This is a genomic window from Oscillatoria sp. FACHB-1407 (assembly GCF_014697545.1).
Taxonomy (GTDB): Bacteria; Cyanobacteriota; Cyanobacteriia; order Elainellales; family Elainellaceae; genus FACHB-1407.
Genome location: NZ_JACJSA010000012.1, coordinates 182,250 through 197,894, shown reverse-complemented (window position 1 = coordinate 197,894; position 15,645 = coordinate 182,250). Strand labels below are relative to the sequence as shown.

Sequence of the window (15,645 nt, the reverse complement as noted above, 5' to 3'; positions counted from 1 at the left end):
TTCACAATCAACTATTTCCACGACCCAACTCTAAACACGCCCCCAGGGAGAATTTGCCATGACTACATATTTCAACGTTATTCAATTGACTGATAACAATACTTTTGATGGTTTGGCTCAAGTGTCGTCACTGGGTGATGTCGTTTGGGAACATGATTTCAGCGACACCGACATCGACATCCGCTACTACGATGCGGTGACCGATACCATATCGACGATCGCCTCAAGCAATGACAACGAATTAAACCCTCGTATCTCATCTTTGGGAGATGTTGTATACGAGTCTGAATATAGCGACACCAACAGCAACTTAGGATTGTATGATGTGCTCACAGACAGTAGCGGCATCATTCTGGACAGTGCCAAAAGCGAGTTTAACGCTCAAATTGATGGCAACAATATCGTTTATCAATATCAATACAGTGAAACCGATAGCGATATTTATCTATACAACATCGCTACAGGACAAGAGATTGCGATCGCCAATTCTCAACGCAACGAGTTGAACCCTGATCTTGCAGGTAATTACATCGTTTACGAATTTGAATACAGTGAAACAGACACCGACCTGTATCTGTATGACATCATTTCTGGGGAAACCATTGAGATCGCCACATCCAACCGTAACGAGCGCAATGCTCAAGTCTCCTCCAATGGCAATGTTGTTTACGAATACAGCTACAGTGCTACAGATACAGACATCTATCTCTACAATGCGTCAACTGGCAAAGCCACAGCTCTAGCAGACAGCATTTACAACGAAACAAAAGCTCAGATCGCAGGAGATTATGTCGTCTGGCAAGCATGGGATGGCAACGACTGGGAAGTATATCGCCACGACAGCCTGACCGGAACCACCGTTCAAATTACAGACAACACGGTTGATGATATTGGGGCTCAAGTGTCTGATCAGGGCTATGTCGTATGGGAGCATATCTTTAGTTCATCTGATATCGACATTCATCTCTTTGATGGCATCTCGACTCAACGCCTGGCAAATAGCATCAACTATGAGATTAACCCCCACATTTCCGGTTCGTTTGTCAGTTGGCAAGCGTGGGATGGCAACGATTGGGAAGTGTTTAGAGCACAACTGTCTTCAACCCCGCTTATGTCTGGTCTGCCATCCAGTGTGGGTTAAAGCGTTGCAGTCAGGGCAAGTAAAACATCTTTACTGATTTGGTTTGGTATAGCGCAGGATCTGCTCTCTGATTTCATTGGGAAATCAGAGAGTTTTTTTGGGGAGAATAACCGAGCTTAAAAGGGGGGAATCCCCTATCCAAAGACATACTCATAATGAGTACGTATTAGGTACACTGTGAATACGACAGTGACCCATTAGGAATGACAAAGGACTCAGTCCCATGCTCAAGTTTGTTGGTATCGCCGGAAGTTTAAGACCTGATTCCTATAGCCAACTCGCTTTACAAGTCGCCGCACAGCGGGTTGAAGCATTGGGAGCCAAAGTCGAAGTGCTCGATTTGCGATCGCTCAATCTGCCCTTTTGTGACGGCAGTGACAACTATCCCGATTACCCTGACGTTGATAAGCTGCGTCAGGCGTTTCGTCAAGCAGATGGCATCATTCTCGCAACGCCTGAATATCACGGCAGCGTTAGTGGTGTACTAAAAAATGCCCTAGATCTGATGAGTTTTAACGAATTCTCTGGAAAAGTAACCGGGCTGATCAGTGTTTTAGGTGGGCAATCCAATAGCAACGCTCTCAATGACCTGCGTATCATTATGCGTTGGGTTCACGCCTGGACCATTCCTGAACATGTGGCGATCGGGCAAGCCTGGAAAGCGTTTAATGAAGAGGGACAACTCACCGACGCTAATTTGGTGAAACGATTTGATAGCTTCGCTGCGAGCCTGGTGGAAAACACTTATAAGCTGCGTAGCACGGCTCAAGAAACGCGATCGGTCGCTTAATCGAATTCAACCTGTGCCTAGGTACGTTGTGGCACCCTTGGTTGACTGACAAAAGTCCTGACCCCCCTGATATTCTGTGCTGTGGCTGGTGAATGGAATTCGCGCCTATTCGATCGAAGTTCGCGGCTTGACTGAGCTCGCCGACCGTCCTGCGTGGGCTTGATGCATCAAGATTCTCTGTACCCCGCGTCGGCGGGTTTTGCTTCTATCGCTGCGATTTCAATCGCCAAGCCTAAAAGATTGGTCGGCAGGTATCACCCTAGATTGCCAGAGTATCTTAAGCTGCCAATTGCTATCTCCTCAGGTTGCACTCAGCCAATCTCAAGCTGAATAGATTATTCTCAATTACTAGCGGTACATCGTAGCTATTTCTCATTAATTCTGTCGGAGACTTTAGGCGGTATGACAACCTCAAAACACGAGCAATTTGAAATCACCAAAACTGAAGCAGAGTGGCAGAAAGTTCTGACTCCAGAGCAGTTTTATGTATTACGGAAACACGGGACTGAGCGAGCAGGCACCAGCCCGCTTGATAAAAACTATGAGACAGGCACTTATGTCTGTGCGGGTTGTGGTCAACCGCTCTTTACATCAGACACCAAATTCAACAGTGGCACAGGTTGGCCTAGTTTTTATGCGCCGATCGAGGGGGCGATCGCTACCTCAGTGGATCGATCGCTATTTATGACCCGTGTTGAAGTTCACTGTAGCCGCTGTGGTGGGCATTTAGGGCACGTCTTCGAGGATGGTCCTCGCCCCACTGGGCAACGCTATTGCATGAACGGAGTTGCCCTTGAATTCACTCCACCAGATTCAGACGGCGTTGCATAACGTTGCACGATCTTTTTCAAAATAGGCCCTTTGTAGTGAGGCTTTAAAGCCTCCTCATTAATACCTTGACAGGCATTAAGCATTTCCTTTAAGTGATGGCTTAATGCCTATTTTATGACTTACTTTTTGCATCTGTTGAACACAACAGAGAGTCAATAAGATTTACCTTGACTTAATAGTTTATTAATGTTTAAATATTCGAATCTGATTTATTGATGAAGGTTTATCTTTACTCTATACAACTACAGTGAGAGACGGTTAAACTTTTGAAGGATGTTTTTTATTGGTAGAAATAGCTTCCTTGCATTCGGTGAGCATTGTTAGACTAGTCCTCGATCTTTACATTATTTCTAAATACCCTCAGGCATCTACTTCTTATCTCTTTCCGATTTAAACGATTGGCTTGAAAAGAGCTCCCCTACTCACTCTTCTAGAAGGTTGTCATGGGTCAAAAAGCTAAAGTTTTAATGATTGGCATTGATGCAGCCGATCAAAGACTAATTCGTTTGTGGGCAAGAGACGGGTTATTACCAACCTTCAAAATATTATTAGAGCAAGCCACGTGGGGAATTACAACCAATCCCATTGGTTTTTACGTTGGGGCGGTGTGGCCCTCATTCTCAACGGGTTTATCTCCAGTACGACACGGGCGATATTGTTACACCCAGCTTGGACCAGGCAGTTACAAAACTTTTAAGACTCAAGTTACAGACGTTAAAGGGGAGCCGTTTTGGAAAACATTAAGTGATGCAGGTCGGCGAGTAGGAATCGTTGATGTTCCTAAAACGTTTTTAACGCCCAACCTTAACGGCATTCAAATTGTAGATTGGGGAACTCACGATCCTGATTTCATTGGGCAACTATATACTTATCCAGAAACCTTAGCAGCTGACATAGAAAATCAGTTTGGACGAGATCCAGTTGGAGATTGCAACACCATCTCTCGAACGGTTGAAGGATATCGTCAGTTTCGAGACGACCTGATTCATAGAATTGAGACCAAAACAGCCCTGTCTAAACACTTTTTAAACCAGGGCAACTGGGATTTGTTTCTCACAGTTTTTAGCGAGAGCCATTGTGTCGGGCATCAATGCTGGAATTTGCATGACCCACACCATCCTAAGCACCAATCTGATATTGTTCAGTTGATTGGAGACCCCCTTTTAGCGGTCTATCAAGCTCTTGATAAAGCTGTTGGTGAGCTTGTAGCCGAGGTTGATCCAGAGACCCCCGTTTTCATTCTTGCCAGCCATGGTATGGGTCCCCATTACGACGGCACTTTTTTGCTAGATGATATTCTCTGCCGTCTCGAAAACATAGGAGTTTCCGCTGCAAAACAGCAGTTTGCTAAAGCACTGAACACCAATTTAGAGGAAGTGGCAGGGCTAAGCTGGTTTTTGAAACCGCTGAAACAGCTTGTTTGGAAACCATTGCGCGATCGCTTCTGGAGAAGTGATAAACCGTTTCGCAAAGCGATGGCAGAGCCTGATGCGAGTCGGCGCAAGTGTTTTACAGTCCCTAACAATGATGTTTATGGAGCTATTCGAGTTAACCTTGTAGGGCGTGAGCCAAAGGGTCAGATTCATCCCGGTGCAGAGTATGACCGCTTCTGCGAACAACTCACCCATGACTTAACAGAAATAGTCAATTTAGACACTGGCAAGCCGTTGGTCAAACAAGTCTTACGCACGGCGGATCTTTATCAGGGCGAGTGTTTAGATACTTTTCCTGATCTATTGATCGAATGGAATCGGGAAAAACCCATTCAACGGGTCAGTTCTCAAAAAATCGGTGTGCTTGAAAAGACATTTGCGGGAGTGCGAACTGGGGATCACCAACCTAATGGCATGTTTTTTGCCATAAACTCAGCCATGCCACCCGGTCAGTTAGAGAATGTCGTCTCAGTTACAGATTTTGCACCAACGATCGCAGAATTGTTGAATGTGGTGCTACCTGATGTCGATGGTCAGTCAATTTTAGAGAGGCATAGCTAGAAAAGCGAGCCTCATTGTTTTCTTACTTGATCTTCATGATTCCTTCGCCAATTAGTTCGATTGAAGAAATAATCTAGAGGAAAGGGTTGAATAAACCCACACTCCACAGTAAGAGAAAGACGGACAGTATCGCGGGGGCTGACTACTGTCCGTCTTTCCGTGGGGGCGTGAATTTTACATCAACGCAACGTCCTGCAATTTCGGGAACAATTGCAGAGATTTTGTGGATTGGCTTCCCAACCAGCTAAGCAAAACCTGAGTCAATGGGTGTGTTAGCGATCGCCAATTCCATGTAGTATTCAAGCAGGCATTATTTAAGCAGCTACTATTTATTAAGTGAAGCGATTGATCGGTGTCCCCACTCGGTCAATTGGGTATTTTGCCTTTTGTTTATCCTTCTAACCACTTAAAATTGGTACTTAAGGCAACAATCAGCAACACTCACTTATCCTATACTGGTGCATATCTTAGTTGAGGTTACGACGGGCTGGCATTGTACGTTTCAGGGTTTTCTGCCATAGCGTTTTCGTTCAGAGCAGCTTCCTTTGCAAAGATCCGGAAACGGTCTGAACCTCAAGGAATCAGAGAAATCAGGGGTGCATTTCTCTTCAGGTAGAAAACCATTTCCCATGAAAGACGACGAAAAATCCAAAGAGCAGTTAATTAGTGAACTATCTGTTTTGCGCCAAAAGGTTACTGAACTGGAGGCGTTGGTTAGCGATCGCGAAAATATCGAGCAAGAGCTGAAGCAGTTGAAGGCTGACCTTGAGAGCGAGGTCGCAGAGCGAACGGCTGCTTTAAGGGGGTCAAATGAACAACTCGTAGCAGAAGTAGCAGAACGCCATCAAGCAGAAGAGGCACTGCGGGCTACGAAGGACCAGCTTGAGGCAATCTTAGAAGCGATCCCTGGGATTGTGTCGTGGATCAGTTCAGATTTGCGGTATCTCGGCGTCAATCGTTATCTGGCAGGTACTTATGGACTGGAGCCTGACGCTTTTGTTGGGCAGGATATTGGCTTTCTCCAATCCAGTTCCCAGTTCACAGAGTTTGTTCAAGACTTTTTCCATAGCTCCTCTGAAGATACGTTTCAAGAAGTGCCTGCGACGGTGCATGGTGTGACCCGTAACTTCCTGATCGTGATGAAAAAGTACGATCAGGGACGGGCTGCTTTTGCTGTTGGCATCGACATTACAGAGCGACACCGCGCAGAGCAAGCCCTGCGAGAGGCAGAGGAAAAGTATCGCAGCATTTTTGAAAATGCCATTGAAGGGATCTTCCAGACCACTCCCGATGGCTATTACCTCAGTGCTAACCCTGCCCTTGCCAAAATTTATGGGTACGACTCTCCCGAAGAACTGGTTGCCAACCTGACCAGTGTGCAGCAGCAACTCTATGTTGACCCCGAACGACGCTCTGAGTTCATTCGGCTGCTGCAAGAACATGATGCGGTCGTGGGGTTTGAGTCACAGGTCTATCGCCGGGATGGCTCCCTCACCTGGATCTCTGAAAACGCTCATGCTGTGCGAGATAGCGATGGCAATCTGCTGTATTACGAAGGCACGGTTGAAGACATTACCGAGCGCAGACGGGCAAAAGAGGCGTTGCAACGCATCAACGAAGAGCTAGAAACTCGTGTTGAAGAACGAACCGCCGCATTGAAAGAGTTGAACCGTCGTCTGGTCATTGAGATCGCTGAACGGCAACGGGTCGAAGCCGCTCTCCGTAACTCAGAAGCGGAACTGCGAGCACTGTTTGCGGCGATGACCGATGTGATCACCGTGTTTGACTGTCAGGGACGCTATCTCAAAATGGTGGCGACCAACTCTGAGGTTCATTACAAACCAGAAGTCGAACGGGTCGGCAAAACGGTATACGATGTCCTGCCGTTACCTGTTGCCAATCTGTTCTACAAGCAGATTCAACTTGCGCTTAGCATGGGCAAAACGGTGACTCTGGAATACAGCTTACCCGTCAGCAACTTTACAGGCTCTCCAGACGGACAACCTAAGGACAGATGGTTTGTTGCCAACATTTCGCCATTGCCCGATAATTCGGTGATTTGGGTGGCACGAGACATTACTCAACGGAAGCAAGCCGAAGAAGCTCTGCGAGAAGCCGAAGAAAAGTATCGCAGCATTTTTGAGAATGCGGCGGAAGGAATCTTCCAAACTACGCCAGAGGGTCGCTATATCAGCATTAACCCAGCCTTGGTGCGAATGTATGGCTATGCATCTCAGGAGGAGTTGATCAACCATCTGACTGATATTGAGACGCAGTTGTATGTTGATCCGAATCGTCGGGCTGAATTTGCAGCCTTACTGGAACAACAAGGCTCGGTTTTCAATTTTGAATCTCAGTTTTACCGCAAGGACGGCAGCATCATCTGGACTTCTGAAAACGCTCGTGCGGTTCGCGATGAAGATGGCAAATTGCTGTATTACGAGGGCACGGTTGAGGATATTACCAAGCGTAAGTTAGCCGAAGAGGCTCTGCGAGAGTCAGAAGCCAAAGAGAGGGAGCGATCGCAGCAACTGGCAAAAGCCCTGATTGAACTGCAACAAGCACAAACCCAACTCGTGCAAAGCGAAAAGATGTCGAGTCTGGGGCAGTTGGTGGCAGGGGTTGCCCACGAGATCAACAATCCCGTGAATTTTATCTACGGCAACTTAGCCTATGCTACCCGCTACACCAAGGACTTGTTGGAATTGGTAAACCTCTATCAAGAGGCGGTGTCGGAGCCTCCGTCTGATATTCAAACGAAGTGCGAAACAATGGATTTGACCTTTATCATGAGCGATTTGCCACGATTGATGGCGTCGATGCGGGTAGGGGCTGAGCGGATTTGTGAGATTGTGCGATCGCTGCAAAACTTCTCGCGATTGGACGAAGCCGAGTTGAAACTGGTCAATGTTCACGAGGGCATCGATAGCACCTTGATGATTCTGCAACACCGAACCAAGGCGGAGGCAAATCGTCCTGCCATTCAAATCGTCAAGGATTACGGAGATTTACCTCACATCAAGTGTTCGGCAGGGCAACTCAATCAGGTGTTTATGAACATCTTTAGCAATGCGATCGATGCTTTAGAGGAGAAGCTCAAGTACCTGATTTTTGAAGCGGAATGGGATGATGCGGCTGAGATCGCACCCACAAATGGGCACAACTCAATCAGCTTAAAAGCACTAAATCCTAAAACAAAAACTCAATTCACACCGACGATTGCCATCCGGACGCAGGTCTGCAATGAAACCCACATTTCCATCTCGATTAGAGACAATGGACCGGGTATGACGCAGGAAATTCTTCAGCGGGTGTTTGATCCCTTCTTTACTACAAAGGAAATCGGCAAGGGCACTGGGCTGGGAATGTCGATCAGTCACCAGATTGTAGTTGAGCGTCACGGTGGGCAGATTCGTTGCAATTCCGCTCCAGGTGAAGGCGCAGAATTCATCATTGATTTACCGATTCAACCATCCAACGCAAAGTAGGGGCGATCGCATCTAGTTCACACAGGACTTACGCACTTGAAGTCTAAAACTTTGATCCCCCTTAGCTCCCCTTGAAAAGGGGAAATTCCGGAAGCCCGTTTCCAAGGATATTTGGGAGATCGAACGGTGTAAGTCCTGTTACAACCACGGGAGGGGTTTCACGAAGTGTCCCGGCAAAATGCATCTATTGGAGCAGCGACACCGCTGACCTATTATCTCGCTGGTTTAGCGTTAACGGACTTAGTATCTTTCATCTGCGTTAGCATCTTCTCGAAGCTAAGAGCAATCACACTGACAGTGACGATCACGATGCCCAACCATTGCACCCCTTGCAGGGCAGTACGTGAGCTAGGGGTGATGAAAAACGCCAGAAGAGCCGTCAAAACAGGTCCGCTCGATGCAATGATAGCGGCGCGTGCAGGTCCGATGAGCCCCACACCAAAGTTATTGAGTAGATACCCCAGGAAGGTTAGGGTTCCTAAGACAATTCCCCCGGCAATGAATCCCAGTTGCCCATCAGGTAACACACGCGGGCCTAACGGCAGCAGCAAGCTAAAGCTAGTCAACACAAAGATGGTGAAGAACTGAATCACACTCACTGGCACCGGATGTAGCTTGCATTTGAAGCTAATTTGCATGAATAGGAGATAGAAGGCAAAGAAGATGCCCGACATCACAGCACAGCCTACGCCTAGCCAGGAAATATTCGTTGTTGCTGCCAACTTAGGAAATGCAGTGAGGATTACGCCCGATAAAATGGCAAACATCACCGTCCAGCGGAGGGGCGTGGGGCGATCGCGGAACAGTAACCAGGCGAGGGGCACGACCACGATTGGGTACATAAATAGAATCGTGACGGCTACACCGGGACCCACCTGAGCGATCGCGATGTAAATCAAGATCTGTGAGAGAAACAGAAAGAACCCACTGCTCACCACACTGAATTGCAACTGACGATTGCCAGAGACAAAGAAAGATTTGATGGCTTTCCAGGCGGGTGGATAAAACCGGGTTGCCAGAGCCGCAATCAGTGGCAGCACGATCAACATCCGTACCCACAAGATCCACAGGGAGTTACCCAAACTGTTGAGTTGAATGTATCCGCCTAAACTAAACACCCCAAAAATGCTGCTGGGGTTGCCAATAATGCCGACGACAACGTTGTGGAGTGACAGGGCGATCGTAGATAGCAAGATCAACACCAACCCCAGTTGAAATTCAGACCACTGCTGAGTGCGTTGGGGCGATCGCCCCGTTGCGAGAGATGGCTCCGGTGGCACCACTGGAGGAACCGGAAGCACCGCTGCATCGGGTTTAGTTGGGTGGGTGACATAGGGATAGGGGGCATTGGAGACGGGGTAACCATTTCCTCCCCCATTCGTACGGTAGCCACTGCCAGGGGGCACAGACCCCCCATTCAAAGGGCGGGCTGCCGTTTCTGACTGTAACTGTTGACTGAGCCGATTCACTAACGCCTGCAAGATCGCTTCACCCTGCTGTTCCAGGGTTTGCATCCGACTGATCTGTTGCGATAGCGAGCTTTGATAACTGTTTAGGTCTTGCCGCAGAGAGTTCATCGTGCGGTTCAGGGTCGCATCGATCGAAGACAAAACCTGATAGGCGTTGTCGTTGGCGGTTCCCTGAAGCGGAGCAGCTGATGTATTGGGTCCCGGTTTGGCGTAGGGATCAGCTTGCATCCGCTGAAGCAGTTGGGTTTGTAGATGAGCCGCCAGTGCCTGCGCCAGTTGTTTTGCCCACAGTTGTTGTTGTGCCAACTGTTGCCGGGTCAACAGTGTATTTTGCTCAGACTGCAACATCTCATGTTGAGCTTGCAGTTTCTCAATCTCATTGAGCAAGTGAGACTTTTCAGCTTGGAGTCGTTTGACATCTTGCTTTAACTGGACAACTAAATCATGTTGCAAGGTCTTTAGATCTTGCGTTACTGCTTTCAACACGGATTCCGCAGTATTTAGCTCTCCTGAGGCAGAGTATTCGGGTAAATCGTCCAGTCGCCCCATTCGTGTGCAGCCCCTCGCTTATTCACTAAAAGTTATCTTGCGTGTTTGAGTGCAATTAGAACCCTGAGGTCAGAATTGTGATTTGCTACAACTAACGCGATGATATCTCTGAAATCTCACAAATTGCTAAACATTCTACTCAATAAAACTGGCATTTGAAGCAATTGGCGATCGCAACAGGAACAAATCGGCATTTCATTTTGTGAAGCGACCTGATCATCGCTGAGTTCTCAAACCACTGGTTAACGTGGAGGGAAGTGACGCTGGCGTGACGCAGCGATAAGGCATGTCCAAGCGTCTGATGCTTCGCCTCTACTCTAAACTTTCCCTATTTCAGTCAGGTCAAACCACCTCAAAGAAATCGCTCTACGACATGGTAAGGTGCAAAGACAAGCGGTTTGATCGGGGGGTGTAAATTGACCCAACACGACATTCAACGCATGACTCTTTATTGTTGTTCATTCTTTAATTATTGTGCCTTTTTGTAGTCGCACTCCTTTATGACAGCTAACCCTAAAATTATTGTCTTAGATGACGACCCGACAGGTTCCCAAACGGTTCACAGTTGTCTGTTGCTGACTCGTTGGGATGTGGACACGCTTCGTATTGGCTTGACAGATGAGGCACCAATCTTTTTCGTGCTGACCAATACGCGAGCCCTCACCCCAACCCAAGCTGATGCAGTGACACGGGAGGTCTGCCATAACTTAAAGCAAGCGATCGCCCTGGAGGGAATTAGCGACTTTTTGATTGTCAGCCGCTCTGACTCAACCCTCAGAGGACACTACCCAATTGAGACAGACGCGATCGCCCAAGAGTTAGGTCCATTTGATGCTCACTTTCTGACCCCTGCTTTTTTTGAGGGAGGACGCATCACCCGCGATAGCATCCACTACCTCATCGTTAATGGGGTGGAGACGCCCGTTCATACGACTGAGTTTGCTCGTGACTCTGTCTTTGCCTTTAGCCACAGTTACTTGCCCGATTACGTCGAAGAAAAAACCAGAGGACGCATTCCCGCCACGGCTGTAGAGCGGTTTTTGTTAGCCGATATTCGCGCAGGCAGTTTCGATCGCCTGCTGCACCTCAAGGACAATCAGTGTGTGGTGGTAGATGCCGAGACTCAGGCTGACTTGAATCAATTTGCCAGTGATATTCTCGCGGCTGCCTCTCAGGGTAAGCGGTTTTTGTTTCGCAGTGCCGCCAGTCTGCTGACTGCATTAGCAGCGTTGCCTCCGCAACCCATTGCCCCAGAAGACATGGCGGCGTATACTCGTGACGGTCAAGCCGGAGTGGTGATCGTCGGTTCCCATGTGAAAAAGACGACGGAGCAACTGGAACACCTGTTGCAAGCGGAGGGAACAGTGGCGATCGAAGTCGATGTGGTGCATTTATTAGACGAATCGGCGACTCAACGGGCTGACTTGCTGCAACACACGCTGGATCAGGTGCATCGCGCTCATGCCGATGGCAAAACCCCCGTTGTGTTTACCAGTCGTCAGGAACTCACCTTTGCTGATGTGCAAACCCGCCTGGACTTTGGCTTGGCTGTGTCTCAACTCTTAATGGATGTGGTCAGGGGTTTGCCGACCGATATCGGATTTTTGATTAGCAAAGGGGGCATCACCTCCAATGATGTTTTGAGTCAGGGGTTAGCTTTAACTACCGCCCGCCTGTTGGGACAGATCTTGCCAGGATGCTCTATCGTTCGCACACCTGCCAATCATCCGCAGTTCCCCAATCTACCTGTGGTGCTGTTTCCCGGAAATGTGGGCGATCGCACCTCTTTAGCCGAGGCGTATTTGCGTCTCAGCCGCAACCCCAAACCTGCTTAGAGCTTGCCAATTCATCCTCAAGTGATGACTCTTAGAGCACGACCAGAGGGATAACGTTAATTTTTTTGTCTAATCGCAGCTTGACTACTAATATGAGTAGTTATCTTAGCTCCATCAGTGCCTAACCACCCGACGACCGCATGAATTCTGACACTTCTGCACCCGCCCCAATCTCACCAATTTCTCAACCCCTGCCCGATGTCACCCCTCATTTACAAGTCCGGTTTAAAAGTGAGGGAGGTCGGTTGCTACTTCTGCTACCACCAGAGCCGGAAGAAGAGACGCCCCTGAGCACCACCTGGGCAGATGTATGGCAACAACTGAGACAACGACTAAATGCTGGCGATCGCTTCTGGCAGCCCAACACCGCCGTTCACCTGATTGCTCGCGATCGTTTGCTCGATGTGCGCCAACTCCAGGCGATCGCGGATGCACTCAACGAAGCCCAACTCCAACTTAAACGGGTTTACACAAGTCGTCGTCAAACTGCCGTTGCGGCTGTTACGATCGGATATTCCGTCGAGCAACACTCTCCGATCGCCCACCTCAACCAACCCGCCGAGTCTGGGCAAGCCCTGGCTGATCCGCTCTATCTCCAAACGACCCTGCGATCAGGTATGGAAATCCGCCATCCTGGTACAGTGGTAATCTTGGGAGATGTCAACCCCGGTAGCACGATCATCGCTGATGGCGACATTCTGGTTTGGGGCAATCTGCGCGGTGTAGTGCAGGCAGGTGCCGCCGGGAATAGTCGCTGTCTAATCATGGCACTACGCATGGAGCCAACTCAGATTCGGATTGCTGATCAGGTTGCACGCGCACCCGAAACCCCACCGGATCAATATCACCCTGAAATTGCCTACGTTTCCGCCGAAGGGATTCGCATTGCCAAAGCCTCTGATTTCTCTCGCACTCGACTAATCAACCACCTGAGTTAAGTGCCACCTACTCACTCATTTCCCTGACCTGACGTTCATCCTGTTATTCACTCCAGCAAATCATGAGTCGCATCATCGTTGTCACATCTGGTAAAGGCGGGGTTGGTAAAACAACCTGTACTGCCAACTTAGGCATGGCTCTTGCTCAGCGCAATCACAAAGTTGCGGTCGTGGATGCCGACTTTGGTCTGAGGAATTTAGACCTGCTGTTAGGTTTAGAAAATCGCATCGTTTACACCGCTGTTGAGGTTCTGTCAGGTGATTGTCGTCTAGAGCAAGCCCTGGTCAAAGATAAACGTCAGCCCAATCTGGCACTTTTGCCTGCTGCTCAAAATCGCACCAAAGAGGCGGTTACTCCTGAGCAAATGAAGCAGATCGTGAATACGTTGACAGAGTCTTTCGACTTCATTCTCATTGACAGTCCAGCTGGAATTGAGATGGGGTTTCAAAATGCTACTGCCGCTGCTCAAGAAGCCCTCATTGTCACCACCCCAGAGATTGCCGCTGTGCGAGATGCCGATCGCGTTATTGGTCTACTTGAAGCAAACAACATCAAAAAAATCAATCTCATTGTCAATCGGCTCAAGCCAGCAATGGTGCAAGAAGACATGATGATGTCTGTTAAAGATGTGCAGGAAATTCTCGCAATTCCCCTGATTGGGGTCATCCCAGATGATGAACGGGTGATTGTCTCCACTAACAAAGGAGAACCTCTGGTACTCTCCCAAACCGTCACGCTAGCTGGGATCGCCTTTGGTAACATTGCCCGCCGTTTAGAGGGGGAAACCGTTCCGTTTATCGATTTGACCGCAACGCACGATGACCTCTTTTCTCGGATTCGTCGGTTCTTTCGTGCATCTCGCGACTAAGCCCATCATCATGTCCTGACGCTGCGCTTCCAACCTTTTCTGCCACCTCACCCCCTGCCAACCGCTTCCATGTTCCATGAACTCCTCGAACGGCTCTTTCCTCGCCCGAACACGACTCCTAGTAGCCGTGAGCAAGTTAAACAGCGTTTACAAATCGTGTTAGCTCACGATCGCGCTGATTTGCCTCCGGCTCTGGTCGAAAAGATGCGGCAAGAGATCCTGGAGGTAGTGGCTCGATATGTCGAGATTGACCCCGAAGAGACAGAATTTTTGCTGGAAAACAATCAGCGGGCAACGGCCTTGATTGCCAACTTGCCCATCCGCCGAGTCAAGGCTGAGCTTTAGTGCCGTTCGACAACAGGGATAGCCGTAGCCAGATTTAATGGGGTGAAGGCGAGTCGAAAAGCTGCCTCAGAATCAGGGTTTGACCCCTTGCCGTTGTCCTCAGCTTTCTGACCAGAGCTATTATTAACAATTTCCCGATATCCATCCAGTCAGTGCTACAAGTGGGCACACTAAAGATATAGCGATCGCCACATAACTTGAATTTGAAGGGGGTGTGGGGTGTTGCCTCTAACCAGAAGCTCCATCCCCGCACCCGTTCTAACTAGGGTTGCTATACCTGTTGAGATGGCTTAGGTGCTCTAGATGGCAAACGCGGAACATCTATCGTTGCTGCAAGAAGGGATTGCACGCTGGAACCATTGGCGTGCAGACCATGCTGACATCAGCCCTAATCTGAGACAGGCAGTTTTAAACCAAACTAACTTCAGAGAAGCGACCCTCAGTAGTGTTGACCTGACTGAAGGGATTCTGGATCATGCTGACTTCTGTATGGCAAGCTTGCGAAAAGCAAATTTGCAGCGTGCCAACCTGACAGAATCCACTTTTTACACAGCCGACCTGAGCGAAGCGAATCTGCGTGAAACCAACTTAATTGCCGCCGACTTGCGAGAAGCGAACTTGACGGAGGCTGACCTGAGAAATGCCGATCTTTCCAGGGCGGTGCTCTGCACGGCTAATCTCAAAGGAACAAACCTGCGAGAAGCCATCCTGAGATCAGCCAATTTAAGCTATGCCACTTTGAGCCATGCCGACCTCTGCATGGCAAATCTAAACCGCGCCAACCTCAGCCGCACTGATCTGCGACAGGCTAACCTCTACACTGCAAACCTCAGTCAGGCAACCCTGTATGCGGCTAACTTTAGTTGGGCAGATCTGCGAGAGGCAACTTTGAGCCAAGCCAACTTACGGGAGGCTGACTTTCGCAATGCCAACCTGAGTATTGCAATCCTATGTGTGGCTAACCTGATTGGCGTAACTCTGTACAACGCCAACCTGAGCAAAGCCAATCTGAGTCTGGCCAACCTGTGTATGGCAAATCTCAGCCACGCTAACCTGAAAGGAGCCGTTTTAATCGGAGCGAATTTAATTGGGTCAAATCTCTATCAAGCCGAGTTAAATGCCAGCATTCTCACCGAATCTGACCTGAGAGAAGCAACCCTCAATGAAGCCAATCTGGCAGGAGCTAATTTAGTTCGAGCAAATTTGGTGATGACAAACCTCAGTCGAGCTAATCTGGCAGGAGCCAACCTGAGCTATGCCAATCTCCGGCAAGCAAACCTTTGGGAGGCTGATTTGACAGGAGTTTGTCTCACTGGAGCTACAATGCCCGACGGCAAAATTCATGAGTAACTGACGTCACGCGTAGTCTGAAACACTAACTGATTTCTCTACCCTG

Annotated in this window: 11 protein-coding genes; 10 read left to right on the top strand and 1 reads right to left on the bottom strand. The window is 48.8% G+C overall.

From position 1 onward, the window contains the following. Positions 1 to 58 precede the first annotated feature (58 nt). The 5 genes from H6G89_RS20250 to H6G89_RS20230 all read left to right on the top strand — a co-directional run bounded on the left by H6G89_RS20250 (position 59) and on the right by H6G89_RS20230 (position 8,244). On the top strand, positions 59 to 1,141 hold the full coding sequence (locus H6G89_RS20250) for a TolB family protein (protein WP_190509763.1): 1,083 nt from the start codon (positions 59 to 61) through the stop codon (positions 1,139 to 1,141). Positions 1,142 to 1,364: 223 nt separating this feature from the next. Then, complete coding sequence (locus tag H6G89_RS20245) at positions 1,365 to 1,931, top strand: NADPH-dependent FMN reductase (RefSeq protein WP_190509761.1); 567 nt, start codon at positions 1,365 to 1,367, stop codon at positions 1,929 to 1,931. A 402-nt stretch (positions 1,932 to 2,333) separates the two neighbouring features. After that, positions 2,334 to 2,762, top strand: a complete 429-nt coding sequence (gene msrB, locus H6G89_RS20240) for a peptide-methionine (R)-S-oxide reductase MsrB (protein WP_190509759.1) — start codon at positions 2,334 to 2,336, stop codon at positions 2,760 to 2,762. Positions 2,763 to 3,205: 443 nt separating this feature from the next. Beyond that, complete coding sequence (locus H6G89_RS20235) at positions 3,206 to 4,756, top strand: alkaline phosphatase family protein (RefSeq protein WP_190509757.1); 1,551 nt, start codon at positions 3,206 to 3,208, stop codon at positions 4,754 to 4,756. A gap of 629 nt (positions 4,757 to 5,385) precedes the next feature. After that, a complete protein-coding gene (locus tag H6G89_RS20230) occupies positions 5,386 to 8,244 on the top strand; it encodes a PAS domain S-box protein (RefSeq protein WP_190509755.1) in 2,859 nt (952 codons plus the stop codon). Between the two features lie 212 nt (positions 8,245 to 8,456). Here H6G89_RS20230 and H6G89_RS20225 read toward each other — a convergent pair whose 3' ends face one another. Beyond that, entirely contained in the window at positions 8,457 to 10,262 is a 1,806-nt protein-coding gene (locus H6G89_RS20225) for an EamA family transporter (protein WP_190509753.1), read from the bottom strand. A gap of 500 nt (positions 10,263 to 10,762) precedes the next feature. Between H6G89_RS20225 and H6G89_RS20220 the strand changes: the two genes are divergently transcribed. The 5 genes from H6G89_RS20220 (at position 10,763) to H6G89_RS20200 (ending at position 15,599) form a co-directional block, all read left to right on the top strand. Then, positions 10,763 to 12,097, top strand: coding sequence for a four-carbon acid sugar kinase family protein (locus tag H6G89_RS20220; RefSeq protein WP_190509751.1), 1,335 nt, complete (start codon positions 10,763 to 10,765; stop codon positions 12,095 to 12,097). A 140-nt stretch (positions 12,098 to 12,237) separates the two neighbouring features. Further along, positions 12,238 to 13,035: a septum site-determining protein MinC gene (minC, locus tag H6G89_RS20215; RefSeq protein WP_190509749.1), complete on the top strand. Its 798-nt coding sequence runs from the start codon at positions 12,238 to 12,240 to the stop codon at positions 13,033 to 13,035. A 62-nt stretch (positions 13,036 to 13,097) separates the two neighbouring features. Continuing rightward, positions 13,098 to 13,904 (top strand): septum site-determining protein MinD, encoded by an 807-nt coding sequence (minD, locus tag H6G89_RS20210; protein ID WP_190509747.1) that lies wholly within the window; start codon positions 13,098 to 13,100, stop codon positions 13,902 to 13,904. A gap of 69 nt (positions 13,905 to 13,973) precedes the next feature. Next, on the top strand, positions 13,974 to 14,249 hold the full coding sequence (gene minE, locus H6G89_RS20205; RefSeq protein ID WP_190509745.1) for a cell division topological specificity factor MinE: 276 nt from the start codon (positions 13,974 to 13,976) through the stop codon (positions 14,247 to 14,249). A 303-nt stretch (positions 14,250 to 14,552) separates the two neighbouring features. Beyond that, positions 14,553 to 15,599, top strand: coding sequence for a pentapeptide repeat-containing protein (locus H6G89_RS20200; protein WP_190509743.1), 1,047 nt, complete (start codon positions 14,553 to 14,555; stop codon positions 15,597 to 15,599). Positions 15,600 to 15,645: the final 46 nt, after the last annotated feature.